Origin of the sequence: Streptomyces sp. NPDC091387 (assembly GCF_044756945.1) — a bacterium.
Lineage (GTDB): Bacteria > Actinomycetota > Actinomycetes > Streptomycetales > Streptomycetaceae > Streptomyces.
In genome coordinates this window covers 330875-355524 of sequence record NZ_JBIVTZ010000010.1, presented here as the reverse complement: position 1 = coordinate 355524, position 24650 = coordinate 330875, and the positions used below count along the sequence as shown (strand labels likewise).

The following is a 24650-nucleotide window of genomic DNA, read 5'->3' as shown; positions in this document are numbered from 1 at the left end:
GACCCCCGTCGCGGGGGTACGTGAATCGGGGCCCGGACGAGCAGCCGAAGCCGCTCGTCCGGGCCCCGATCGACGGGCCGGATCAGGTCGTGGACTTGACCTTGATGGTGCCGTCGACGATCTTCTTCTTCGCGGCGTCCAGCTTGGCCTGGATGTCCTTGAGGTGGTCACCCGTGTTGGTCAGGCTGACACCGCCCTTGGCCAGGGAGTAGGTGTTCGTGCCGGTCAGCGGCTTGCCGTCCTTGACGGACTTGACCAGGTCGAACACACCGGTGTCGACGTTCTTGACGACCGAGGTCAGGATCGTTTCCTTGTACTTCGCCAGCGCCGGGTCCAGGGCCTGGTCGGAGTCGACTCCGATGGACCAGGCGCCCTTCTTGCCCGCGACGGCCTCGATCGAACCGGCACCCGAGCCGCCCGCGGCGGCGAAGATGACGTCGACGCCCTTGTCGAGCATGCCCTTGGCGGCTTCCTTGCCCTTGTCGGGGCTGCCGAAGCCGGACAGGTCCGAACCGGTGGACAGGTACTGGATCTGCACCTTGGCCTTGGGGTTCGTGTCGGTGACGCCCTGCTGGAAGCCGGCGGCGAACTTCTTGATCAGCGGAAGGTCCACACCGCCGATGAAGCCGACCTGGCCGTCCTTGGACTTCAGCGCCGCCGCGACACCGGCGAGGTAGGAGCCCTGCTCCTCGGTGAAGACGATCGAGTCGACGTTCTTCACGTCGGAGACCGAGTCGACCAGACCGAAGCTGACCTTCGGGTACTTGGGCGCGATCTTGTCGACCGCGTCCTTGTAGGCGAAGCCCACGGCGATGACCGGGTTGTAGCCGCCCTCCGCGAGCGACTGCAGGCGCTGCTCGCGGTCGGCCGGGGTCTCACCGTTCTTGGCGGTGAGCTCCTTCGTCTGGGCGTCGAACTCGGCCTTGGCCTTGTCCAGGCCGCGGGCCGCGGAGTCGTTGAACGAGTTGTCGCCCCGGCCGCCCACGTCGTAGGCCATGCCGATCTTCATCCCGCCCTTGTCGGAGCCGGTGGACTCGTCGGACGAACTGCCGCACGCGGTGGCGGTGAGAGCGAGCGCCGCAGTAATGGCACACGCGGCGGTGATCTTGGATACCGGGCGCAAGGGAAGGCTCCTTCAAACCTGACCGAAGCGCCTCTGCCGGCGCTGGTTTCGCGGCGATCGTAACGCGCGTAGATGTCAGATAAAGCCCTGTACGGAAGCCGTTATCGGATCGTCGCGAACCGGGGGTGACCTGTCCGGTTACAGATGATTACCGTCCAGTAACGCAGAGGCGGTAAAGAGCTCCACGGCCACGGTGATCGCTTCCTCGTCCGCGTCGAAGTTGCCCCGGTGCAGGTCCAGCCCGCAGGTGTCGCCGGGCGTCCGCACTCCGAGCCGCGCCATCGCGCCCGGTACGTGCTCCAGATACCAGGAGAAGTCCTCCCCGCCCAGACTCTGTTCGGTGTCCTCGATCGCATACGATCCGCGGCGGGCGGTCATGGCCCCGGCGAGCAGATCGATCGCGGCGGCGTCATTGACCACGGGCGGGACGCCCCTGATGTAGTTGATCACCGTCTTGGCCCGGTGCATTCCGGCCACCTCGTCGATCGCGGCGTGCACCAGATCGGGGGCGGCCCGCCAGGCCGCCAGATCCAGGCAGCGGACGGTGCCCGACAGCTCGGCGTGCTGCGGGATCACGTTGCAGGCGTGCCCGGTCTCCAGCCGCCCCCAGGTCACCGCGAGCCCGGCCCGCGCGTCGACCCGGCGGGCCAGCAGCGCGGGGACCTCGGTCGCCACCCTGGCGGCGGCGGTGACCAGGTCGGTGGTCAGGTGCGGGCGGGCGGTGTGGCCGCCGGGCCCGTCCAGGGAAAGCTCCAGCCGGTCGCAGGCGGAGGTGATCGCCCCGACCCGCAGCCCGATCCGCCCCACGTCGACCTTCGGGTCGCAGTGCACCCCGACGATCCGGCCGACTCCCTCCAGCACCCCCGACTCGATCGCGTCGGGCGCCCCGCCGGGCAGCACCTCCTCGGCCGGCTGGAAGATCAGCCGCACCGGGTTGGGCAGCAGCCCCTGCCGGTCCAGCCCGGCGAGCACGAGACCGGCGCCGAGCACGGCGGTGGTGTGGACGTCGTGCCCGCAGGCGTGCGCCCGGTCGGGCACGGTGGAGCGGTAGGGGACGCCCGTCTTGGTGTCCGGGATCGGCAGCGCGTCGATGTCCGCCCGCAGCGCCAGCATGGGCCGGGTGGCCTCGCTCCGCGTCCCCACGTCGCACATGAGCCCGGTCCCGGAGGCGAGCACCCGGGGCTCGAGGCCCGCCAGCTCCAGCCGGGCCTTGATGGCCGCGGTGGTGCGGAACTCCTGGTTGCCGAGCTCGGGGTGCATGTGCAGATCGCGCCGGAAGGCGATCAGCTCGGCGCGCAGCGCTTCTGGCAGCGTGCCGGGCAGGGCCTCTGCTGCGGGCGGCTGGGCTTCACAAACGCTGGACGTCGAGTGGTTCACTGGTGAAGCGTAAAGCCGTTCCCCCTCCAACTGACCATGAAACAAGAAAAGTTCAGCCACATAGGCGAACTAAATGACCGGGTCACGGCGTGTGGGCCGACACCGAGGTGGGTAAACTCCCGCGCGCTCTCACGGTGGAGCCGTGATCACCTCGCGGGCGCTCCGGGTGAACTTCTCCCGGCTCCTCTCCACCGCGTCGACCGCGTCTTCGAGGCCGGTGCGGTACCCGTCGTCCGGCAGCCCCTCGCGCACCCCGTGGAGCGCCCCTTCGAGGTGGGCCCGCAGGGACCGCACGTCCGACCACACGTTCACGGCGTCCTCGGCCACGGGCTCCGGCCCCATGAGGTCGAGCCGGGCCTGCGCCTTGTACAGCGCGAACACCGCGCTCCCGAGCTCCTGGACCGCCGCGTCCAGCACCTCGACCGCCGGCGGGGTGTCCCGGGCTGAAGCCGGCACACCGTCCTGGTGCGCGATCCGGTGCAGCACGTCGTCGACCGGCTCCGCCGCCTGCATGAACGCGAGGTACGCCTCACGGCGTTCACCCCGCAGCGCCCGCCCGTGCTCGACCAGCCCCTGGTCATGCGCCTGCCGCCGGGCGGACGCGTACGTCAGCCCGGAGGTGCACAGGGTTCCGGCGACGCCCAGCCCGGTTCCCAGCAGGGCCGCCCACGCTTGGTCCATGCGGTCCATTTTCTGCGATACGCCGCCGGACGCGGCCTTTTCGCGGATATTCGCTCCTCCTAGACTCGGGAAGGCAGACCAGACGTCACACATGGACGATCCCGGACCATGGCTTGGAGGACGGACAGGTGGCCGCAGCATCACAGCCCCCGCCGGACGATCCGGCGGCGGATTCGGCAGCGCGGTTCGCCCACGGGTTACGGGCCCTGCGCAGCGCGGCGGGCACGCCGTCGTACCGACAGATGAGCGCGCGTACGGGCCAGTCGCCCGGCGCCCTGTCCGACGCGGCGGAGGGCAGCCTGCTGCCACCCCTCGAAGTCGCCCTGGCCTACGCGGAGTTCTGTGGCGGCGACCGCGGGGAGTGGGAGCGGCGGTGGCTGGCGGCGAACGCCGGTTCCGGTACCGCGCCCCGGCGGGGACGGCGGCGGACGGTCGTCGCCGTCGCGGGTGGTGTCGTGCTCGCGCTGGCGGTCACCGTGGCGGTCCTCGCGATCCGGCCGGGGCACGAGGCGCCACCGCCGGACGCGGCCGGCGGCTCCTCCCGCTTCTTCGCCGACGACGACGCCTTCAACCAGCGGCATCCGCGTCCCCGTCTGTCGCCCGACTCCGCGCGGATGGTCACCGGCCTGCTCGCCACGGGCCGGGTGGAGCTGTACACCGGCACGGCCGGCTCCCTGGTGTACCGGGCCACGTCCGGCACACGGACCTACGACGTCACTCCGCGCAAGCACGTCGGCCAGTGGGGGGCCAACCCCTTCGACGGTGCCGCCTTCCCCTGGGACCCGTCGTGGAAGGCGCCCGCACCGGACCGTGAGTGGACGGTGGTGATCGGACCGGACGGGCGGGCGATGGAGTGCTGGCGGACCGAGGTGGTGGACGGCAGGCCGAGCTGCGAGTGGGGAGCCGTCTCCGACACCCGGGGCTCGTCGGTCTCGGAGAAGGGCCGGGAAACGGGCAGCGGCCTGTCCCGCCTCGCCGGACTGATCACCCGCGCGGACTGGAAGGCCGGCCGCATCGATCACGCCCTGAGCTTCGGCACCCCGGACAACAACGGCCGGCACGTCCTCCCCGCGGTCGGCAGCGACGGCAAGGGCCAAGGGCTGTGGCGCGCGGGGCAGTTCATCTGGCTGGACCCCTCGTACGACATCGACGCCGACACCTCGCTCAAGCCGTACGAGCGGATGATCGCGAAGGCGCTGCAGGAGTACGGCGCGTTCAATGTCAAGAACGCCCGCGAGTTCAGCTTCACGTCCGAGTTCGGATCGCGCGCCCCGGGCGACAACGGCGACGCGTACGCCTCCCTCGGCCACATCAGGTTCGCGGAGTACCTGCGCGTGGGGACGGTCGAGCCGCCGTCGTAGGAGGCCACGTCTCGAACATGTCGCTCATGGACCGGCCGTCCGCCGCGACGAACCCGACCGCCGGATCGGTCACCGCCTGACCGGGGATGACCCGCGTCTCCCTCGGGGCAGATTCGGGGGCGGCATGGAGGAGACTCTCCCGGGCCGTACCGGTCCGAACCGCCTGTACACCCCATCGACTGGCGGCTTACGCTGCGTCGTTGCCGTCGGACGTGGACACGCGTCCGGCATCACGTGAACGGTTCCTGGGGGGGCCGTCGGACGAGGGGGGCCTCAGCAGTGCTCGGCACGGTGGAGGAGCGCGTTCAGTCATGCCCGGAGTGCGGGGAGGAGATCCGGACGGACCAGAGGTTCGTACCGTGGTGTGCCGCCTGCGACTGGAATGTGGACCCGGGTGAGCCCGAGGAGGCGGGCGGGCGGCTGGAGGCCCTGCGGCGCAGGCTGGCCCGGGAGCACGGGGAGCGGCTGCTGGCCGAGGTGACGACGGACGAGGCCCTGCGCCCCCGGCGCGACGCGGCGAGCGTCCTCGCCCTGGCGCTGGCGTCGGCCGTCCACGGCTTCACGGCCGCGCTGTTCGTCGGCGGAGTGCTGCTGGTCGTTCTCGGCTGGGGCGGCGCGCTCCCGGCCCTCGGCGCCCTGTGCCTGCTCATCTCCTGGCTCCTGCGCCCCCGGTTCTCGCGCCTGCCCGAGGACGAACAGGTGCTGTACCGGTCGGACGCGCCCGAGCTGTTCGCCCTGATCGACGAGATCGCCGGGACGGTGGGGACGACCGGGGTGCACGCGGTCGCGGTCAACGGAGAGACCAACGCGAGCGTGTCGACGTACGGCCTGCGGCGCCGCAGGCTGCTGACCATCGGTCTCGGCCTCTGGGAGATGCTCACCGCCGGTCAGCGGATCGCACTGCTGGGCCATGAACTCGGCCATTACGCAGGCGGCGACACCCGGCACGGCCTGGTCATCGGAAACGCGCTCGCCTCGTTGCGCACCTGGCTCTACCTGCTGAGCCGGATCGAGAGCCCCACGGTCCCCGAAGCCGTGCTGAACGCCCTCTATCTGCTCCCCCGCGGCGCGGTGCTCGGCGCCGCGATGGCCCTCGACCACCTGACCCTGCGCGCCACCCAGCGCGGCGAGTACCTGGCCGACTCCTTCGCCGCCCGGTGCGGCTCGACGGAGGCCGCCGTCGGGCTGATGGACGCGCTGATGGTCTCCGGCTCCGCCGATGCCACCCTGCTGCGCGAGTCCAACGCGCTGCGCGGCCACCGCGGGGCGGCCGGTGACGCCGAGAGCGGCCTGTGGGACCGGCTGGCCGCCCATACGGAGTCCATTCCGGCGAGCGAGTACGAACGCCGGCGCCGCCGGGGCGCCCTGCGCGGGCACAGCGTCGACTCCACGCACCCCCCGACCCACCTGCGCCGATCCCGGCTACTGGCCGTCGCCGCCCTGCCGGCGGCGGTCACCGTGGACGCGGCGCGCGGTTCCGCGGTGCGGACCGAACTCTCGGGGGCACGGAAGCTCGTGGCGCGCCGCATCCTGAACGGCGGGTAGGGCCTGTATGGGGTTGTCACGCGGAAGGAGGAGCGGGGCTGGGTGCGTGCGGTCGCAAGGCGCCGAAACGCTCTTGTGGCGGAGCTACCAGGGCGTTTCGGCAACGCCGCGAGCGTGCGTGCCCAGCCCCGTGACGCCGCGGGACAACCCCATACAGGCCCTGGTTCCGGCCGGGGCGCGCGTCACCCACGAGATGATCGGTGACCGTCCGCGACGCTCGACCCGGTCGCGTCCTGAGCGCTCCCGTGCAGCCGGTTCCCACGGCTCACGGCGACGCACACAACGTCCCGCAGCGACTCGGTGAGCCGGCCTGCGAGGTAGCGGACCTGCCCGGGGTCGGCCTCCGGATCGGCCAGCATGTCCCGCGCGTGCTCGATCAGCCCCATTCCCATGCCGAGCTGTACCGCCTCGATCCGATCCGCTACCCGGGACACGGGGCCGGGTGCCTCAGGATCGGTGATCAGCAGACACGTCCTGCCGTCGGCGCCGGTCCAGGGCAGCACGCGGGTGACAGGAATCGGCATGGAGAGCTGCTTTCGTCGAAACGGCACGCTTCCGATGCCGAAGAAACCAGGTCTGCCCGCAGGGCATCACCAGGGACACTCCGTGCGACTTCCCGCCCGATGGGCGCTCCACCATGCCGTGCGAAGGTCGAGCCGCCGTCCTCGCAGGAGTCCGGGACCGCCGTCAGTCCGGCAGCCCGCGGCGCACCGGGAAGAGGGCCAGTCCGATGCACAGGGCTCCCACTGTCAGCAGGTCCAGGCTCACGGCCATCATGGCGGTCCCGGCCAGCACCAGCATTGGGGACCAGGCCGGGACGTCGTCGCGGCGGAGGAACGCGAGCAGGGTGACGAGCGCCAGCAGCCCGAACCAGAACAGCATCGGCACCGCTGTGTAGACCACCGGCATCACACCGGGCACGTCCTGCACCTTCTCGAACATGTCGCTCATGGCCTCGTCGTCCGCCGCGACGAACCCGACCGCCAGGTCGATCACCGCCTGGACCGCCACCGCGGCCACCCCCAGCAGCCCGGCCCCGGCCGCCACCCGGACCCCGGCCCGTCCGGCGCCCCGTACCCCGTCCGGCGCCCGCAGGCCCCGGAAGACCGGAACGAACGCGAGCACCCCGGCCAGGAACAGCAGGTGCGCCACCGACCACCACACCCCGGGCCCGTAGTCCCCCACCGCCCGCCCGGCCAGCCGCACCAGGCCGTAGCCGGCCATCAGGGCCGGACCCAGGAGGAACTTCCTTGCGATGAAGCTGTCCTGACGTAGCGTCATGTCCGTGGTCTGCATGCTTCGATGATCGTCTCGGCGTGTCCCTGGCCGCTATCGGGGATGGCCCCGGGCCGACCCTGGTCCGGATGCCCGCGGCACCTGGGGGTGGACTCGGGGTCGGCGGCCGGAGCGGGTCCGCTCGCCGCGGTTCAGGGTTGGTCAAACGGTTGGTCCGCCTATCGATCCGGCCCTGCGAGGCAGCCGTGGAAGCAGCGCGTCAGTACAACGTCCATGAGGCCAGGACGCACCCTTCGACCGGATACTGATCGCGCAGGCTCGGACCGAGGGGATGACCATCCTGACCCGAGACAAGTGGATCCCCTCCTACGACGTACAGGTCATGCCCGTCTGACCCTGCCAGGCCGGCTGGGCCAAGTCCGCCCGGCTCATGCCTCCCTCGTCACCGCCGTCGCCCTCCACGGCGCCAGCCGCTGGACGTCGCGGGCCGTCTCCGTGACGCCGGCCAGGAAGCCCTGGGCCCGCGGGGACGCCGTTTCGCGGAGCCACTCCGGGGCGATGTCGCAGACCGCGACCTTCACCTCGGTGCCGACCAGGGCCAGGGGCAGGGTGTGGACCACCGTGGAGGGGAAGCTCAGGACCGTGCGGCCGATCGGGCCGCGGCGGGCGATGAGTTCCAGGGGGAGGTCGGGGCGGACGATCTCCAGGCCGGTGGCGGCTTCCAGGGCGTGGAGCTTCTCGGTGGATTCGCGGCGGTGGGCGAAGTAGCGGGTGGCGCCGTGGGTGCGGGCCAGCTCGGCGACCGCCTCCAGGTACGGGGCGCGGTCGACCACGCCCGTTTCCACCAGGGAGGTGCCGACCAGGTCGGCGCCCTTGGTGAGCAGCGGCGGGCCGAAGCGGGAGCGGGTCCAGGAGAAGGTGTTGGGGATGAGGGTGATGCCGGGCGGCGGTATCACCGGCATCGCGGTGAAGAGTTCGACCTCGCGGGCCGCGGACGGGGTGAAGCGGCGCCGCGCGGTGGCGGTGACCGGGGCCAGGGCCAGGTCGCGGGGGCTGGATCCGCCGCGGCGGTGCCAGCGGGTGAGGCGTTCGCCGCGGGTGATCTGGGCGACGAACTCCATGGTGGCGGTGCCGTCGTCGACCACGGTGAGGCGGCGCGGCCGCACCAGGGTGAGCAGCAGTTGTACGTAGCGGGAGAACGGGTCCCCGATGACGATGTGGTCGGCGTTGCGGACGAGCCGGGTCAGGGCGCGCAGCGACTTCAGGGGGGTGCCCGAGTCGCCGCGCGCCTCCTGCCAGCGCACGGTGACGCCCTCGTCGCGGGCCAGCTCCGCCATCCGGCGCAGCTGGCCGCGCGACATCGGGTCGACCGGAGGGAGGACGACGACGGTGACGTCCGCGAGGACGCGGCCGCCGCCTCCCTCTGTGTAGGCCCACTCCAGGACGTTCAGGAGCTGGACCGGGCTCTCGACGAAGGCGAGGTTCACCGGTCTGCCCGTCAGACCGCGAGCGGCTCGGCGGCCTGGGCCGTCTCACCGCTCTCCGCGACGACGCCCGGGACCCGGCGGAGCTTCTTCATCGGGCCGAGCTCCGACTCGTACACCTTCTTGACGCCGTCGCCGAGGGACGCCTCGATGGTGCGGATGTCGCGGACCAGGCGGGTGAGGCCCTGGGGCTCGACGGACGCGGCCTGGTCGGAGCCCCACATGGCGCGGTCGAGGGTGATGTGGCGCTCGACGAAGGCGGCGCCGAGGGCGACGGCCGCGAGGGTGGTCTGCAGGCCCGTCTCGTGGCCGCTGTAGCCGATCGGGACGTTGGGGTACTCCTGCTGAAGGGTGTTGATGACCCGGAGGTTCAGCTCCTCCGCCTTCGCCGGGTACGTCGAAGTGGCGTGGCAGAGAAGGATGTTGTCCGAGCCGAGCACCTCGACCGCGTGACGGATCTGGCGCGGGGTGGACATGCCGGTGGAGAGGATCACCGTGCGGCCGGTGGCGCGCAGCGAGCGCAGCAGTTCGTCGTCGGTGAGGGAGGCGGAGGCCACCTTGTGGGCGGGGACGTCGAACTTCTCCAGGAACGTGACGGCCTCGGTGTCCCACGGGGAGGCGAACCAGTCGATGCCGCGCTCGGCGCAGTGCTCGGAGATGGCCCGGTACTCGGTCTCGCCGAACTCGACGCGGTGGCGGTAGTCGATGTACGTCATCCGGCCCCAGGGGGTGTCGCGCTCGATGTCCCACTGGTCGCGCGGGGTGCAGATCTCCGGGGTGCGCTTCTGGAACTTGACGGCGTCGCAGCCGGCCTCCGCGGCGGCGTCGATCAGCGCGAGGGCGTTGTCGAGGTCGCCGTTGTGGTTGATGCCGATCTCGCCCGTGACGTAGACGGGGTGGCCGGGGCCCGCGGTGCGGTCGCCGAGGGTGCGCAGTCGTGAGGTGTTCATGAGCGTGGTCCTTACTCGGTGGGGGTGGAGCCGGTGGGGGTGGAGAGGTGGTCGGTGAGGGTGGGGCCGAGCAGCCAGGCCGCGATCTCGCGGATGGCGCCGAAGCCGCCGGGTGTGACCGTCACGGCGCGCGCCGCGGCGCGTACCGAGTCGTGGGCGCTCGCGACGGCGACGGGCCAGCCGGCGAGTGCGAAGCAGGGGAGGTCGTTGACGTCGTTGCCGACGTACATGACACGTTCGGGGGCGATGGACTGCTCGTCGCACCACTGCTTGAGCGCGAGGTCCTTGCGGTCGATGCCGTGCAGGACGGGGACGCGGAGTTTGTGGGCGCGGGCGGCGACGACCGGGTTCTGTTCCGTGGAGAGGATCAGGAGGGGCAGGCCCGCCCTGCGCAGCGCGGCGATGCCGAGTCCGTCGCCCCGGTGGACGGCGACCGTCTCGCGGCCGTCGGCGTCGATGAGGACCCGGTCGTCGGTCTGGGTGCCGTCGAAGTCCAGGACGACCGCGTCGATGTCGTCGCGGGTGGGCAGCGGCGCCGGGTCCAGGAGCGGGGCCAGGGCGCGAGCGCGGGCCAGGTCGTTCGGGTCGTCGATCTCCAGCACCCGCGCCGGGTCGGTGCGCACCAGGGCGGTGTGGCCGAAGAAGCGGTGGCGGTGGGTGCGGAAGCCGGCCGCGTCCATCGCGTAGGCGGCGCCGGTCTCGAGGAGGTCCTCGGGGCGGTCCTGCCGGCGGGGGCGGACCGACTTGTCGTGGTTGACGCCGTAGTTGTGGTCCTCGACCGCGCTGCCGTCGCGCCACAGGAAGCCGTGGAACGGGGCGACGGTGACGGCCGTGTCGGCGCCGTCCCGGGAGACCGCGGCGGCGACGCCGTCGATGTCCTCGCGGGCGACGAAGGGGCTGGTGCACTGGACGAGGAGGACGACGTCCACGCTCCGGCCGTGCTCGGCCTCGTAGCTGTCCATCGCGTGCAGCACGGCGGCCTCGCTGGTCGCGGTGTCCCCCGCGATGGCCTCGGGGCGCCGTACGCAGTGGACCCGGGCGCTCTCGCCGAGCGCTTCGCCGGCGGCGCGGACGGCCTCGGCGACGGCCGGGGCGTCGGTGGTCACGACGACGTCCGTCACCTCGGCCGACGCCAGGCAGGCGCGGACCGCGCGGACGACCAGTGGTACGCCGCCGACCTGGGCGAGGTTCTTGGCCGGTACGCCCTTGGATCCGCCGCGGGCGGGGATCACGGCGAGCACGGTGGGCGGTGTGGTGGGCTGCGTCATCGCTGCTCCCGGGGGTGTCTTGGTAGGGGTGTTCACAGCTCGCCCATCCGCCGGATGACCGGGGCGACCCGCTGGACGCCGTGGCGGTACGCGCCCCGCGCCGCGTCCCGGACCGCCTCGCGCACCGCTCCCCTGACCCGGCCGGTCTCCCCGGTCGCGGGGGCGCCCGGCAGCGGGTGGCCGTCGGGGGCCAGGTGGTGGCGGGCGAGGATGCCGGGGAGGTAGCCGGGGGCGGTGGCGGGCGTGTAGTAGGGCGCCGGGCCGGGCAGCCGGTCCTTCGCCAGCAGGGCGGCGACCCGGGCGCGTGCGGTGTCGTAGGCGGCGTCGTAGCCGCCGTCGGCGGCGACGCCCTGGCCGGACAGCCAGTGCTCGTCCGGCTCCGGGTGGGCGCCGCCGTCCAGGTGGTCCCAGGAGGTGAGCAGGCCGGAGCCGATGAAGTGGTGGTTGCCGAGGGTCTCGCGGACCCCGAGGTCGGTGAGGACGGCGGTGGGGATGCGCCGGTGCAGGGATTCCAGGGCGGCGGTCGAGGAGACGGTGACCAGCAGGTCGGTGCGGTCCAGGACCTCGCCCATGTGCCCGTACACCAGGCGGAAGTTGGGCGGGAGCCCGCCGGGCAGCCGCTCGGCGAGCCGCTGGTAGGGGAGTTCCTCGATGTGGGTGGTGTGCTCGCCCGGCTTGGAGCGCAGCTTCAGCAGCACCTCGCGCCCCGGGTGCAGCCTGGCGTGTTCGACGAGCCTGCGCAGCAGGTACGTACGGTCGGCGCGGGAGGCCGGCACGGAGGGCTGGGCGGCGAACACGACGGTGTCGCGGCCCGGTTCGGGGGTGTACGGGGCGCCGCCGAGGAACGGCAGGGCGGCCTCCGTGACGGCCGAGGCGTCGGCGCCCACTCCCTCGTACACCGCGCGGAAACGCTCCGCGTCGTGGCGGGAGTTGGCGAGGACGACGTCGGCGCCGTGCCGCAGCAGCAGCCCGTCCGCGAGCTTCTCGTAGACGACGCCGACGTAGCCGGTGACGACGACGGGTCTGGCGGGCAGCCGGAGTGCGGCGAGGCCGTGCAGCATCGCCTGGACGGCGCCGCCGACCAGGGCGAGGACCACCAGGTCGTACCCCTCGTCGCGCACGGTGTGCAGGAATTCGGCCGCCGTCACCTCGCGCACCCGGTCGGTGGCGATGCCGACGTCTCCGACCTCGGCGAGCTGGCGCGGGGTCGGGGTCGCCCGGCCGCGCAGCAGCAGTCCGCTGATCTCCGCCCGGGGCGTGCCCGCACGGCCGTCGCCCGAGGCCAGCCGGCGCGCGGTGAGCGCGCCCCACTTCCATCGGGTGTCGGAGTCGGCGAGCACGGCCACCCGGAGCGCCGGGGGCGGCGCGTCCGTGGATTCCGGTTCTGCCGGAGAAGTCGAATTACTGTGACGAGGGGGCACGTCCAAGAAGGTAGGAAGGCCCGGGGGTGCGCAGCCCAACGTGACAGCAACAAAGGGTTAACAGCCCACCGACGATTGCCCAACCCGCCGCCGGACCGCTCGAACGGGCCGGAAAGGCACCCCCGGGTGCTTACCGGTTCATCATTTCGACGGGTGCCGTTCACCCCGCGTCCGTACGGCCGCAAGGGCGAATGCCCGGCCCGGAACTAGCGTGATGCGGGTGGTTAAGCTCTCCGTCATCGTGCCGTTCTACAACGTGCAGACATACGCCCCCGACACCCTGAGAAGCCTGCGGGCGAACGCCCGCGAGGACTTCGAGTTCATTCTCGTCGACGACTGCTCGACCGACGGGACCGCGGACATGCTGCGCCGCGCGCAGGACGAGATTCCGGGGGTGGTCGTCCGCAGACACGAACAGAACGGCGGACTGGCCACCGCCCGGAACACCGGTCTGGACGCGGCCCGCGGCGAGTACCTCGCCTTCCTGGACGGCGACGACTGGCTCGCCCCCGGTTTCTACGCCGAACTCCTTTCCAGGACCGAGGCGTTGGGCTGTGACTTCGTCCGTACCGACCATGTGCAGGCCGACGGCAGGACCCGTACCGTCCAGCGCGTCCCGCACGGTCCCAGGGGCGAGGTGATGGCGCCCCGGGACGCGATCCTGCCCGCCGGGCGCAGCACCTCGGTCGACTACGCGTACGCCTGGGCGGGCCTCTACCACCGCCGGCTGCTGGACCGCGGGCTGCTGCACTTCACGGACGGTCTGCGCACCGCGGAGGACCGGCCGTGGATCTGGCGGCTGCACCGCGAGGCGGATTCCTTCGCGGTGCTGGGACTTCTCGGAATCTTCTACCGACGCGGCGTCGCCTCGTCGCTCACCCAGATCGGTGATATGCGCCAGCTCGATTTCATTCGCTCGTTCGACCAGGTCGTACGGGAAACAGCGGCGGACCGCGATGCGCGGGAACTCCTGCCGAAAGCGGTCCGGAACTATTGCGCGATCATTTCCCATCACATGGGTTCGATCGAAAGATTCGAACCCGCTGTGGCGCGTGCGCTGAAATCGATGAGCGCCGGCGCTCTCGGGCGAATGCCGCAGGATGTGCTGGACGAGGCCCTGGACTCGATGGACGTCAAGCGCGCGACCCTGCTGCGCCGGCTGCGCCGCCGGTCCGCCGCGAAGGAGGTGGCGGCCGCGTGAGCAGCAGCCGGGCCCGTACGACGCAGATCTTCTTCGCCTCCACCCTCTACGGCACGGCCACGCTCGCCGCCGCCCTGGACGCGGGTCTCTTCGCGGACGCGGGCCGCCGCGTCCTGCTCGTCTCGAACAACGCGGCGATCCCGGAGACGGCGACCGCTCTCGACGCGATGCCCGGGTTCGAGGTGCTGCGCGGCCGGTTCGACGACGTCGTGTCGTGGAACGCGACGATCGCCCCGCACCACCCGGGCGGCTGGTCCCCGCGCCCCGACGACGTACCGCTGTGGGAGCGGCATCTGCGGCTCGCCTGGGGACTCGGAGACGACGCCGTCGAGATCGCCGTGGAGTCGATCCAGGTCGACCCGGCCATGGCCATCGCCCAGATCTTCACCGGCGCCCCCATCGACGTGTACGCGGACGGGCTGATGAGCTACGGCCCGACCCGGAACAAGATCGACCCGCTGGTCGGCACCCGGGTGCGGCGGCTGCTCCATCTCGATCTGGTGCCGGGGCTGCGGCCGCTGCTGCTCACGGAGTTCGGCGTGGCGCCGCGGATCGTGCCGACCGAGGCCTTCCTCGAGGTGCTCGGTGAGCTGGGCGACGCGCCCGACGTCGCGGCGGGCGTGCCGTCCGCGCGGGCGCCCGCGCTGCTGCTCGGCCAGTACCTCTCCGCGCTCGGCCTGATCAGTGCGGCGGAGGAGGAGGAGCTGCATCTGCGGATGATGCGCGGCGCGGTCCGGCTCGGCCACACCCGGCTGGTGTTCAAACCGCATCCGACGGCCCCGGCCCAGTGGTCGCGGGGGATGGAGGCGGAGGCGGAGCGGCTCGGTGCGGAGCTGACCGTGCTGGACGCGGGGGTGCTCACCGCCCCGGTCCTCGCCGAGGTGCTGTACCGGCGGATGCGGCCCGCCCTGGTCGTCGGCTGCTTCTCCACGGCGCTGCTCACGGCGTCCGCGTTCTACGGGCTGCCGGTGGCGCGGGTCGGCACGGAGAAGCTGCTCGACCGGCTGACCCCGTTCGAGAACAGCAACCGGATTCCGGTCACGCTGGTGGACGCGCTGGTGCCGGACCTGGAGGACCGGGGCGCGGGCGCGGCGGTGCCCGCGGTGGCACCGGACGGGCTGAACGACCTGGTGAGCGCGGTCGGCTTCGCCATGCAGCCGAAGATCTATCCGGGGCTCCGCCCGGTCGCGGAGCGGTATCTCGCCGGCCGTCCCGCGGCCGCGACCCGGCGCTACTTCAAGCGCAGGCGGCTGACCTCGCTCGCGCTGCCGGGCGGGGTGCCCGAGCAGCTCGCGTTCCTGCCGCGGAGCGCCGCGGTGCGCCGGGTGGCGCGGCGGGCGAAGGCGCTGCGGCCGGGCGCGCGGCGGTGAGCCGGGCCTGAACCGGGGGCCGTTGACAGCGGGTGAGGGGGCGGGGCGCCGTTCGGCGGCCCACCCCCTCACCCGTTGTGCCGTTCCGCTGTCAGACGCGCACGCCGGCCTGGATCAGCTGGAGGTCGGCGGCGTTCGCCTCGGTGACCTTCCACAGTTCCCGCTGGCGTCCGTGCACGTCGGCCACCGCCGCCGCGTGGTCGTCCAGCAGTCCGGCGGCCCGCTCCACGAGCCGCGCGCCGAGGTGGCGGTCGTGGACGGAGATGCCCCACTCGGGCCGCTCGATGTCGGACAGGAAGTACGCCATCTTCGGGTGCGAGATCAGGCTGATGACCGGTGTACCGCAGCCGAACGGGATCATGCCCGCGTGCCCGCGCATCCCGATGACCAGCTTGGTCCTGGCGTAGGTGTCCCGGATCGCGTCGTTGCCGAAGTCGTACATCGGGATCACCGGCAGCGCGATGCCGTGCTCGCGCCGCAGGTCGAACGCGATCCGCTCGTCGTCCAGCGAATGGGCCACGCACTTCACCTCTGCGCGGGCGCCGAGCCCCTTCACGGCGGTCGCCATCTCGGCGAGGAAGTGCCCGTAGTCGTGGCCGAAGCGGAGCCCGGAGCGGTCGTACGCGGCGTTGATCAGCACGGTGTCCTCGCGCCGCGCGGGATCGGTCCAGCCGTCCACCAGGTGCCGGGTGACGGTGGTGGGGCAGGGCTGGAAGCGGACCTTGTCGTGCAGCGAGGCCGGCAGCAGCTCGCGGACCTTCCGGATCGATCCGTGGTTGCGGAGTCCGAAGAACGCGGAGCGCTCGACCAGCTTGCGCAGCGAGGAGAGGAAGCGTTCCCGGCCGTGGCCGTACGCCTGGCCGTCGAAGGCGTTGAAGCCGACCGCGTACACCATGACGGGTACGTCGATCCGCTCCAGCATGTCGTCGGGGACGTTCCACTGCCAGCCGCTGTTGCCGTTCGGAGCGGTGTCCGGGATGAAGAGGCCGCCACCGCCGATGACCAGTCCGCGGCGGGCGTTGACCCGTTCCAGCGCGGCCTCGTCGAACAGCCGGTGGGCGTGGACGGAGTGCCAGCGGGCCGGGCCGGTGTCGCGGCCGAAGGCGAGGCGGACGCTCGTAGGGAGCAGCTTGTCCCCGGCGTTGCCCTGCCGGTCCATGTAGAAGGCGACGTGTGCGAGCTGGTCGGCGGCCGGTCCCTCGTCGGGGGCGGCCGCCTCGCTGGTGCGCTTGTACATCAGGCGGTTGGCCCGGTGGGTGGGGTCGACGCCGAGCCCTTCGAGGGCGTACCGCGCCGCGCTCGTGTCGTCGCCGTGGATCCAGGCGATCTGGGCGAGGCGCGAGAAGGCGGTGGCGGCCCGGTTGGGGGCGGCGGCGGCCAGCAGGAGCTGGGCGCGGGCCTCCTCGTAGCGGGAGAGGCTCATCAGGGCGTGGCCGAGCACCTCGTGCGGCCAGGCCTCGTCGACGGGGATCCGGACCGAGCCGAGGAGTTCGGCCGCCTCCTGGTACTCACCGGCGACGATGTGCGCGGTGGCGACCCGGCGGGCGCTGTCGGGGTCGGCGGTGCGGCGGACGTGCGGGGTGCCGTAGTGCACCAGCAGGTCGTGGTGCTTGGCGCCGGGGAGGGCCAGGTAGGCGGCGTGGAACTCGGCGCCGGACAGCTCGGACTCGCGCCAGCGCTCCTCGGCCTGTCCGTACCCGGCCTCGCCGCCCTGCCACGGCTTGTGCCGGCCGGTGAAGTGCAGGATCGCGGTGGTGTCCGGCACCGGGAGGTCGCCGGAGAGCCGCCGCTTGACGTAGTTGTAGCGGGAGTCGAGCGGTACGAAGTCGCCGTCGAGCACGGCGTTCAGGATGCCCTGGTCGTGCTTGTCCAGCTCGTAGTCGCCGCTGCGGCCGGTCTCGTCGATCCGTGCGCAGAACGCGTCGCTCAGGTACTCGCGCTGGATGACCAGCAGCCCGCTGTTGAGCTTGTGCTGCCCGTAGAAGAACTGCGGAACGGCGGCGAGTCCCTCGCGCAGCCGCAGCAGTTCGTCCAGGGCGCCGAGGACGACCATGTCGGTGTCCAGCGTGATCACGGTGTCGTAGTCGCGCACCCGGAAGACGTCCAGGATGAAGTAGGCCTTGCGCACCAGGTAGTTGTCCTGGTCGCCCTTGGCGTACGTGTCGTAGTGCGCGGCGTCGACCCGGCGGAAGTCGACGCGCGGGTGCAGTTCCCGGATGCGGGCGACGGACGCGGGGCGCAGACCGTCGTGCAGGACGATGAAGTCCTCGCAGACCCCCGGGTTGGACAGGGCGAGGCTGCGCAGCAGGGCGAGGAAGCCGGGCAGGTAGTTCTCGTCCACGAAGCTCGCGAAGGCGACCCGGCGCTTGCCGGTGAGCGCGTTGGCGGGGAGTGTCTCGGCAGGGGGCGTCGTCGTCATCGCAGTCGGATCCTCGTATCGGTGACGCTCTGGGCGCGTTCCATGACCCACGCCTTTTCGCTGGTGTACTCGTGCACGGAGGTGATCGGCATCTTCATCGCGGCGGGCAGCCGGTAGGCGCCGCTCTCGTAGAAGTCGAAGCCGATCAGGTCGAGCCGCGGGCTGACGTCCAGGTGGTCCAGCAGCCACAGCATGTTGAATCCGCTGGTGGGGATGGACGGCCAGACGTCCGTGCCGACCTTGCCGATGTCGCGCAGCGGCCAGCGCAGCGACTCGTCCCCGAGGTACCGCTGGGCGCCCGGCACCAGCCGGTTGCGCAGCGAGTACTTCCAGTCGCCGGAGAGCCCGCCGAACACCAGCCGGGTGTGGACCTCGCGGTCCCAGTTGAAACCGTGCTTGTGGATGGTGACGTGGATGTCGGTGCGGCTGCCGGTGGCGGCCGGGTCGATCCGGTAGGAGTTGAAGCGGACGACCAGGTCGTACGCGTCGATCTCGGCGCCCATCGAACCGGCGCCGACGCGCTGCGAGTTGGCTATCAGACAGATCGACTTGCCCGCGATGTGGTTGCGGAACTCCCCGAGCGTGACCCATTCGACCCCGCCGAAGGTGGGGTCGGCGACCGGGCCGCGCATCCGGGTCCGGCGCTGCCCGGCGTAGAGCGCGATCAGCTCCGTCAGGTGACCGGCGCCTTCGCCGCCCGCGGTGGTGCGGGGAGCGCCGCCGCTGCCCGGCGCCCCGGCGGCCTCCAGGGCGAGGCCGAGGTACTGGGCCAGGGCCTCCTGGATCTCCGGCACCGGCGCGCCGGACCGCTCCTGGGCCAGGAGCGCGCCGATCAGCCGGGACCGCGCCCGGTTCCGGTCCCCGCGCGCGTGCAGCGCCAGGCCCTCGGCCCAGGTGTCGGTGACCGGCTCCCCGGCGAAGCCCGCGGCCTCGGGGCAGTCCCGCTCCAGCATCCGCAGCAGTTCGTCCTGGCGCTCCGCCCCGGCCCGCAGCCCGGCCGTCCTCGCCGCGATCCCGAAGCCGTCGTCGTCGGTGAGGGCGAGGTAGCGCTCGTACGCCTCGACGGCGTCGCTCTCCGCGCCCATCGCCTCCAGGACGCGGGCCCGCAGCCGCCAGGCCGCGCGGGAGCGTCTGCGCTGGGTCAGCACGGTGTCCGTGACGAGGACCGCGAGCTTCAGCTCGTCCTCGTAACCGCAGTCCAGGGCCTTGTTGCCGACGGCGAGCAGCGGGTCGAGCAGTTGGTCGCCGAGGATCAGGGCGGGGCCGGCGGGGCCCTTGGAGGTGCGCCGCAGCAGGGGCGCCGGGGCGGCGGCGGGCGTCTGCTCCATGGTGGCGTGGGTGGCGAGCAGGTTCCGCAGGGCCTCCGCGAGCGCCGTGCGCCGCCGGTCGAGCCCGGCGACCAGCTTCCCGCTGTGGGCGGCGCAGGCGCGCAGGCAGGTCTCCAGCTCCGTCGGCCGGACGGCGGCGAGGGACCCGGTGCCGTCCTCGGACGGGTCCGGGTCCTGTGCGTCGCGCTGCCGTGGCCAGCGGGTGCGGGCTTTCGTCATGGCGCTCCAAAGCGTCTGCTGCCCGTGGGGTGAAGGGCGTAGGGAGGCGGACGGATGTTCGTCAACCGTTCGGGGTTCCACGGCACGCTAGGAAACCTGAACGGCCGCGGGATGAACTCGCCCTGTCGGCGGGGGAAACTGCTGCCGCCCGCCCGTTCCCGGTGATGACCTGGCGGGGGCCGTCGAATGAAGGGCCGCGGACCATCAGGTGAACCGCCCTTTCCCGCAAGGGATTTCACGATGTTCGATGACATATTCGACCCACCATGAGGACTCCGCCGATTCTTCGATCGCCGCGCGGCCGGGGCGCCGCGCTGGCCGCCGTGCTCACCGTCGTCACCGTCTGCGCCGGCGACGCGATGGCCCGCGGCTACCCCTTCGGCCCGCGCACGCGTAGCGTGAACGACCTGGGAAATCAGTTCGTACCGTTCCACGCCCACCTCTGGGACCTGCTGCACGGCAGAGCGGACGGCGGTCCGCTGCTGAACTGGCAGTCCGGCTTCGGCACCAGCTTCCTGCCGGACCTCGGTACGTATCTGAGCAGCCCGTTCGCGCTGCTCGTCGGGGTGTTCCCGAGGGACCGGATCGACCTGGCCGTCTACGTGGTCACGCTGGTGAAGACGGGCGTGGCGGCGGCGGCGATGACGTGGCTGCTCACCGCGTTGCGCCGGGGGCGCGGCCGGGAGTGGGCGGCGGCCCTGCTCGGCGCCTCGTACGCGCTGTGCGGCTGGTCGGTCGCGGAGGCCGCGTACAACCCGATGTGGCTGGACGGGCTGATCGCCTTCCCGCTGCTCTGCCTGGCCGGCGAGTGGGCGCGGACCGCGCGGCGGCCGGTCCTGGGAACGCTCCTGGTGACGCTCGCCTGGGTCTCCAACTTCTACACCGCGTACATGGCCACGCTCGGGGCCGCGCTGGTGCTGGTGGTCCGGCTGCTGCTGGAGGACGGGACGTCACGGGAGCGGGTGCGGGGGCTGGGGCGCGCGGTACGGACGGTGCTGCTGGGCATCGGGCTGGCCGCGCCGGTCCTGCTGCCGGTCTTCCTCGGCACCGAGCACGCCTATCCGGGCTGGACGCGGGAGTTCGCCCCGGCCGCCTGGCCGGATGTCGCGGCCCGGCTGCTGCCGGCCACGTACGGCTTCTTCAGTCCGGCGGTCTTCCTCGGCACGGCCGCCCTGCTGCCGGCCTGCGCGCTGGCCTTCCACCGTGCCGTGCCGCGTGCCGAGCGGTGGGTGTGGCCGGGGCTGGTGGCGGTGGTCGCGCTGTCGCTGCAGTGGGGGCCCACCCATCTGCTCTGGCACGCCTTCGCGACGCCGAACGGCAGCCCGTTCCGGCAGACGTTCGTGCTCTCCGGTCTCCTGGTGATCGCCGCCTGGACCTCGGTCGCCCGCGCCTGGCCGGACCGGCGGGCGCTGCTGGGCGGCGGCGGGGTGCTGCTGCTGATCGCGGCCGCGGCCGCGCCCAGCGCGCTGGTCACGCGGTGGACGTATCCGCTGTTCGCCGCGGGTCTGGTGGCGGCGCTCTGCGCTCTCGCGCTGGTACGCGGCGGGAGGTTCCTGGCGCTCGCGGTGCTGCTGCTGGTGGGGGCGCAGGCCGGGCAGGCAGCGGCGACCACCGCGTACGCCGACCGGCAGCGGCTGCGGCTGCTCGACGACTACGCGCCCTGGGGCGAGCGCCAGCGCCTCCAGGCCGACGCGGTGGCCGGCGCCGACGGCTGGCCGCGCTACCGCACGGAGCCGGGCCAGGAACAGACCACCGCCAACGACCCGCTGGTGGTCGGCGGCCAGGGCGGGGCGTACTACAGCAGCCATACGCCCGACGTGACGACCCGCACCTTCCTCGCGCTGGGCGGCGGCTGGACCTCCCGCGGCCGGGCGCTGCAGGGCCTGGACAACCCGGTGACCGACGCGGTGTTCTCGGTCGGCGCCCGGGTCCACGCACCGCGCGATCCGCACCAGGTCTGGAACCGCCCCGACGACCGGCCGGTGACGGTGACCCGGCAGGACGTCCCGCCGCTGGTGACCGTCCGGCCGTCCGGGTCCGGGGGCGCGGCTCCCTGGGGGCGTTCGCCGTTCCGCAACCAGGAGAGGCTGCTCGGCGCCCCGGTGTACACGTTGCCGCCGACCGTGCTGCGGTCCGCGGACGGTGCGGCCGCCGCGGACCGGAACGCGTCCGCGTACGAGGTGCGGTCCGGCACGTACACCCTGAGCGCGAGCTGTCCGGCCGGCAGCCGGGTGTTCCTGTGGGCGCCCGACCTGTTCGGCACCGCCCGGCTGGGGGCCGCCGGTGAACCGGCCGATCTCCGGGGCGACCTGCCCACGCGCCGGGCCGCGATGCTGCCGCTGGGTCCGGGCGCGGGCCGGATCGCCGTGACGCTGCGGGCGGAGCGGGACGGGACCGTTCCGCACGGGTCCGTCGGCTGTCTGGATCCGGGGCGCCTCGCCTCGGCGGTGGCGGGGCTGAAGCGGACGGGCGCGACCCGGGTCACCGTGTCCGGCGGCGGGGTGCGCGCCGAACTCCCGCCGCACGCCGAGGGGATCGCCGTGCTGGCCGCTCCCAGGATCGCGGGCTGGAGCTGCGACGGGCGCCCGGCCGGCTCGTACCTCGGCCTCGTCGCGGTGCCGGTGGACGGCCGGACGGCGGTGGACTGTTCGTTCCGGCCACCGGGGCTGCGGGCCGGGACGCTCGCCGGGGCCGCCGCGCTGGCGGGCCTGCTCGCGACGGCGTTCGCACCGGCGGTCCTGGCCCGGACCCGGCGGCGGCGCGCCCGCCCGTAGGGCCCGGCCGGGCGGGGACCCTCAGCGCACCCCGTACCGCGCCTCGACGCCCGCGACGATCAGCCGGAGCCCGTCGTCGAAGCGTGCGTCGTAGTGGTCGAAGATCTCGGAGCCGGCCGCCGCGGCGAGCGGGTAGCGGTTACCGCGGCGGCCCGCTCTCGACGGGCCGGGCGGGCGTCCTGGAGGCCGACGACCGCGCCCCCGACGGGCCCACCGGCGACCGGCGGCTGTTCGACGTCTTCCGGGGCCCGCACTTCACGCTGCTGGCGATCGGCACCGACGCGGAACTGCCGCAGTCCGCGGGGCCGGCGCTCTTGGTGCACCGCACGGACGCGTACGAGGCGTACGGCAAGGGGCTGTTCCTGGTCCGGCCGGACGGCTACATCGGCTGGGCGAGCGAGGACACGACCGGGCTCGCCGCGTACCTGGCACCGCTGGGCCTCGGACCGCGGCTCGGCCGAGGGGCCGCCGGGTGACCTCCGGCCGGACGGTCAGACGCTGCTGAGCGAGAGCTTCGCGGCGAAGCCGAGGAACAGCACACCCGCCGCCGAAGTGGCCCCCGCCGAGAGCCGCTTGCGGCGGCGGAACGCGGCGGACAGCCGGGTGCCGCCGAATATCAGCATCGTCAGGTACAGGAAGCTCGCGGCCTGGAGCAGGGTGCCCAGCAGCAGGAACGAGAGCGCCGGGTAGGCGTACCCGGGATCGACGAACTGCACGAAGAACGAGATCAGGAACAGGATCGCCTTCGGGTTGAACAGGCTGACCACCAGCGCCCGGCGGTACGGCCGCTCCATCGCGCCCGCGGCCCCGTCCGGCTCGCCCGTCAGCTCGGCCACCCGCCGGTGCCGCTCGCGCCACATGGACACCGCGGCCCGCAGCATCCCGAAGGCCAGCCAGGTCAGATACCCCGCCCCCGCGAACTTCACCACGGCGAAGAGCACGGGCGTCGTCCGCAGCAGCGAGGAGGCCCCCAGCGCGGACAGTGTCATCAGCACGGTGTCCCCGGTCCACACCCCGGCCGCGGCCACATAGCCGGTCCGCACCCCGCGCCGGGCGGCGACGGACAGCACGTACAGCGAATTCGGGCCCGGCAGCAGAACGATCAGCACCAGACCGGCGAGATAGGTCGGAAGGTCAGTGACACCCAGCATGAAACGGAGTGTCGCACGCGAGTACGACAGTCCGGCCCCGGGGTGGCGGGATCAGAACGCGTCCACCGGCACGTACACCCCCCACACCTCCCGGAGCGCGTCGCACACCTCGCCCACCGTGGCGCGGGCCCTGAGCGCGTCCTTCATCGGGTACAGCACGTTGTCCGTGCCCCCGGCCGCGCTCCGCAGGGCGGCCAGTGCGGTGTCCACCGCGTCCCCGTCGCGCTCGGCGCGAAGCCGCGCCAGCCGGGCCGCCTGCCGGTCCTCGATCTCCGGGTCGACGCGCAGCGGCTCGTACGGCTCCTCCTCGTCGAGCCGGAAGCGGTTGACGCCGACGACGACCCGCTCGGCGCTGTCCGTCTCCAGGGCGACGCGGTAGGCGCTGCGTTCGATCTCGTTCTTCTGGAAGCCGCGCTCGATCGCGCTGACGGCGCCGCCCATGTCCTCGATCCTGAGCATCAGCTCCAGGGCCGCGGCCTCGACGTCGTCCGTCATCCGCTCGACGACGTAACTGCCGGCGAACGGGTCGACGGTGGCCGTCACGTCCGTCTCGTACGCCAGGACCTGCTGGGTGCGCAGCGCGAGCCGGGCGGACTTGTCGGTCGGGAGCGCGAAGGCCTCGTCGAAGGAGTTGGTATGGAGGGACTGGGTGCCGCCCAGGACCGCGGCGAGGCCCTGCACCGCGACGCGCACCAGGTTGACCTCGGGCTGCTGGGCGGTGAGCTGGACGCCCGCGGTCTGGGTGTGGAAGCGCAGCATCAGCGACTTGGGGTTCGCGGCGCCGAACTCCTCCTTCATCACCCTCGCCCAGATCCGGCGGGCGGCCCGGAACTTGGCGACCTCCTCCAGCAGCGTCGTACGGGCGACGAAGAAGAAGGAGAGCCGCGGCGCGAAGTCGTCGACGTCCATGCCGGCCGCGACGGCGGTACGGACGTACTCGATGCCGTCCGCGAGGGTGAAGGCGATCTCCTGCACGGGCGAGGCCCCCGCCTCCGCCATGTGGTAGCCGGAGATCGAGATGGTGTTCCACTTCGGGATCTCGGCCCGGCAGTACCTGAAGATGTCGGCGGTCAGCCGCAGCGAGGGCCCCGGCGGGAAGATGTACGTGCCGCGGGCGATGTACTCCTTGAGCACGTCGTTCTGCACGGTGCCGGTCAGCTGCCGTGCGGGCACTCCCTGTTCCTCGGCCACCAGCTGGTACATCAGCAGGAGCAGAGCGGCCGGGGAGTTGATCGTCATCGAGGTGGAGACCCGGTCCAGCGGGATCCCGTCGAACAGCACCCGCATGTCGTCGACCGAGTCGACCGCCACGCCGACCTTGCCGACCTCGCCGGACGCGAGGGCCGCGTCGGAGTCGTGGCCCATCTGGGTGGGCAGGTCGAAGGCGACGGACAGGCCGGTGGTGCCGTTGGCGATGAGCTGCTTGTACCGGGCGTTGGACTCGGCGGCCGTACCGAAGCCCGCGTACTGGCGCATCGTCCACGGGCGGCCGGTGTACATCGACGGGTACACGCCGCGGGTGAACGGGTAGCCGCCCGGCTCCCCCAGTTTCTCCGCGGGGTCCCAGCCGTCGAGCGCGTCCGGCCCGTAGACCGGCTCGATGGGCAGTCCCGACTCCGACTCGCGCGTCATCCGCTCCGCCTCCCGCCGGTCACCGATGCGGAACCTGAGGCCCTCGGGTGCCCCTCAACGATTTCCCCATCATCCGCGGGATTCGGCAACCGCGCGGAGCGGGAATCCGT

At 72.5% G+C, this 24650-nt stretch carries 20 protein-coding genes; 6 read left to right on the top strand and 14 right to left on the bottom strand.

What is annotated here, in order from left to right:
* Positions 1–82 precede the first annotated feature (82 nt).
* The 3 genes from ACIQM0_RS22765 to ACIQM0_RS22755 form a co-directional block, all read right to left on the bottom strand.
* Positions 83–1123 carry a BMP family protein gene (locus tag ACIQM0_RS22765; protein WP_401289437.1) on the bottom strand — a complete coding sequence of 347 codons (1041 nt, stop codon included), beginning with the start codon at positions 1121–1123 and terminating at the stop codon, positions 83–85.
* Between the two features lie 138 nt (positions 1124–1261).
* Positions 1262–2500 (bottom strand): amidohydrolase, encoded by a 1239-nt coding sequence (locus tag ACIQM0_RS22760; RefSeq protein WP_401289435.1) that lies wholly within the window; start codon positions 2498–2500, stop codon positions 1262–1264.
* A gap of 129 nt (positions 2501–2629) precedes the next feature.
* On the bottom strand, positions 2630–3181 hold the full coding sequence (locus ACIQM0_RS22755; protein WP_401289432.1) for a hypothetical protein: 552 nt from the start codon (positions 3179–3181) through the stop codon (positions 2630–2632).
* Positions 3182–3309: 128 nt separating this feature from the next.
* Here ACIQM0_RS22755 and ACIQM0_RS22750 point away from each other — a divergent pair, with 128 nt between their 5' ends.
* Positions 3310–4542 (top strand): XRE family transcriptional regulator, encoded by a 1233-nt coding sequence (locus ACIQM0_RS22750; protein WP_401289430.1) that lies wholly within the window; start codon positions 3310–3312, stop codon positions 4540–4542.
* A 384-nt stretch (positions 4543–4926) separates the two neighbouring features.
* Entirely contained in the window at positions 4927–6087 is a 1161-nt protein-coding gene (locus tag ACIQM0_RS22745) for a M48 family metallopeptidase (protein WP_401289428.1), read from the top strand.
* A gap of 182 nt (positions 6088–6269) precedes the next feature.
* Here ACIQM0_RS22745 and ACIQM0_RS22740 read toward each other — a convergent pair whose 3' ends face one another.
* The 6 genes from ACIQM0_RS22740 to ACIQM0_RS22715 all read right to left on the bottom strand — a co-directional run bounded on the left by ACIQM0_RS22740 (position 6270) and on the right by ACIQM0_RS22715 (position 12446).
* Positions 6270–6611, bottom strand: coding sequence for a hypothetical protein (locus tag ACIQM0_RS22740; RefSeq protein WP_401289425.1), 342 nt, complete (start codon positions 6609–6611; stop codon positions 6270–6272).
* A gap of 163 nt (positions 6612–6774) precedes the next feature.
* Positions 6775–7383 (bottom strand): hypothetical protein, encoded by a 609-nt coding sequence (locus ACIQM0_RS22735; RefSeq protein WP_401289422.1) that lies wholly within the window; start codon positions 7381–7383, stop codon positions 6775–6777.
* A gap of 368 nt (positions 7384–7751) precedes the next feature.
* Positions 7752–8810, bottom strand: coding sequence for a hypothetical protein (locus ACIQM0_RS22730; protein WP_363022272.1), 1059 nt, complete (start codon positions 8808–8810; stop codon positions 7752–7754).
* 11 nt (positions 8811–8821) lie between these two features.
* Entirely contained in the window at positions 8822–9757 is a 936-nt protein-coding gene (locus ACIQM0_RS22725) for an N-acetylneuraminate synthase family protein (protein ID WP_401289418.1), read from the bottom strand.
* Positions 9758–9768: 11 nt separating this feature from the next.
* Positions 9769–11025 carry a cytidylyltransferase domain-containing protein gene (locus tag ACIQM0_RS22720; protein WP_401289415.1) on the bottom strand — a complete coding sequence of 419 codons (1257 nt, stop codon included), beginning with the start codon at positions 11023–11025 and terminating at the stop codon, positions 9769–9771.
* A gap of 32 nt (positions 11026–11057) precedes the next feature.
* A complete protein-coding gene (locus tag ACIQM0_RS22715; protein WP_401289412.1) occupies positions 11058–12446 on the bottom strand; it encodes a DUF6716 putative glycosyltransferase in 1389 nt (462 codons plus the stop codon).
* Positions 12447–12666: 220 nt separating this feature from the next.
* Here ACIQM0_RS22715 and ACIQM0_RS22710 point away from each other — a divergent pair, with 220 nt between their 5' ends.
* Positions 12667–13647, top strand: coding sequence for a glycosyltransferase family 2 protein (locus ACIQM0_RS22710; RefSeq protein ID WP_363022265.1), 981 nt, complete (start codon positions 12667–12669; stop codon positions 13645–13647).
* A complete protein-coding gene (locus ACIQM0_RS22705) occupies positions 13644–15017 on the top strand; it encodes a polysialyltransferase family glycosyltransferase (RefSeq protein ID WP_401289410.1) in 1374 nt (457 codons plus the stop codon). Before ACIQM0_RS22710 ends, ACIQM0_RS22705 begins: the two co-directional genes overlap by 4 nt.
* Positions 15018–15108: 91 nt before the next feature.
* Here the strand turns inward: ACIQM0_RS22705 and ACIQM0_RS22700 are convergent, their stop codons facing one another.
* Together ACIQM0_RS22700 and ACIQM0_RS22695 are read right to left on the bottom strand one after the other, a co-directional pair.
* The gene (locus tag ACIQM0_RS22700; protein ID WP_401289408.1) at positions 15109–17436 is read right to left on the bottom strand and encodes a glycosyltransferase; all 2328 of its coding nucleotides are present in this window, start codon (positions 17434–17436) and stop codon (positions 15109–15111) included.
* A complete protein-coding gene (locus tag ACIQM0_RS22695) occupies positions 17433–18983 on the bottom strand; it encodes a hypothetical protein (RefSeq protein WP_401289405.1) in 1551 nt (516 codons plus the stop codon). Before ACIQM0_RS22695 ends, ACIQM0_RS22700 begins: the two co-directional genes overlap by 4 nt.
* Positions 18984–19249: 266 nt before the next feature.
* Here ACIQM0_RS22695 and ACIQM0_RS22690 point away from each other — a divergent pair, with 266 nt between their 5' ends.
* The gene (locus ACIQM0_RS22690; protein WP_401289402.1) at positions 19250–21757 is read left to right on the top strand and encodes a YfhO family protein; all 2508 of its coding nucleotides are present in this window, start codon (positions 19250–19252) and stop codon (positions 21755–21757) included.
* A gap of 21 nt (positions 21758–21778) precedes the next feature.
* On the opposite strand, the gene ACIQM0_RS22685 is transcribed toward ACIQM0_RS22690, so the two are convergent.
* Positions 21779–21862: a hypothetical protein gene (locus tag ACIQM0_RS22685; protein WP_401289472.1), complete on the bottom strand. Its 84-nt coding sequence runs from the start codon at positions 21860–21862 to the stop codon at positions 21779–21781.
* Between ACIQM0_RS22685 and ACIQM0_RS22680 the strand changes: the two genes are divergently transcribed.
* Positions 21841–22233 carry a hypothetical protein gene (locus ACIQM0_RS22680; protein WP_401289399.1) on the top strand — a complete coding sequence of 131 codons (393 nt, stop codon included), beginning with the start codon at positions 21841–21843 and terminating at the stop codon, positions 22231–22233. The two genes, ACIQM0_RS22685 and ACIQM0_RS22680, sit on opposite strands and share 22 nt — an antisense overlap.
* Positions 22234–22248: 15 nt before the next feature.
* Here the strand turns inward: ACIQM0_RS22680 and leuE are convergent, their stop codons facing one another.
* Together leuE and ACIQM0_RS22670 are read right to left on the bottom strand one after the other, a co-directional pair.
* Positions 22249–22908: a leucine efflux protein LeuE gene (gene leuE / locus ACIQM0_RS22675; protein ID WP_401289396.1), complete on the bottom strand. Its 660-nt coding sequence runs from the start codon at positions 22906–22908 to the stop codon at positions 22249–22251.
* A 51-nt stretch (positions 22909–22959) separates the two neighbouring features.
* On the bottom strand, positions 22960–24540 hold the full coding sequence (locus ACIQM0_RS22670) for a methylmalonyl-CoA mutase (RefSeq protein ID WP_401289394.1): 1581 nt from the start codon (positions 24538–24540) through the stop codon (positions 22960–22962).
* Positions 24541–24650 lie beyond the last annotated feature (110 nt).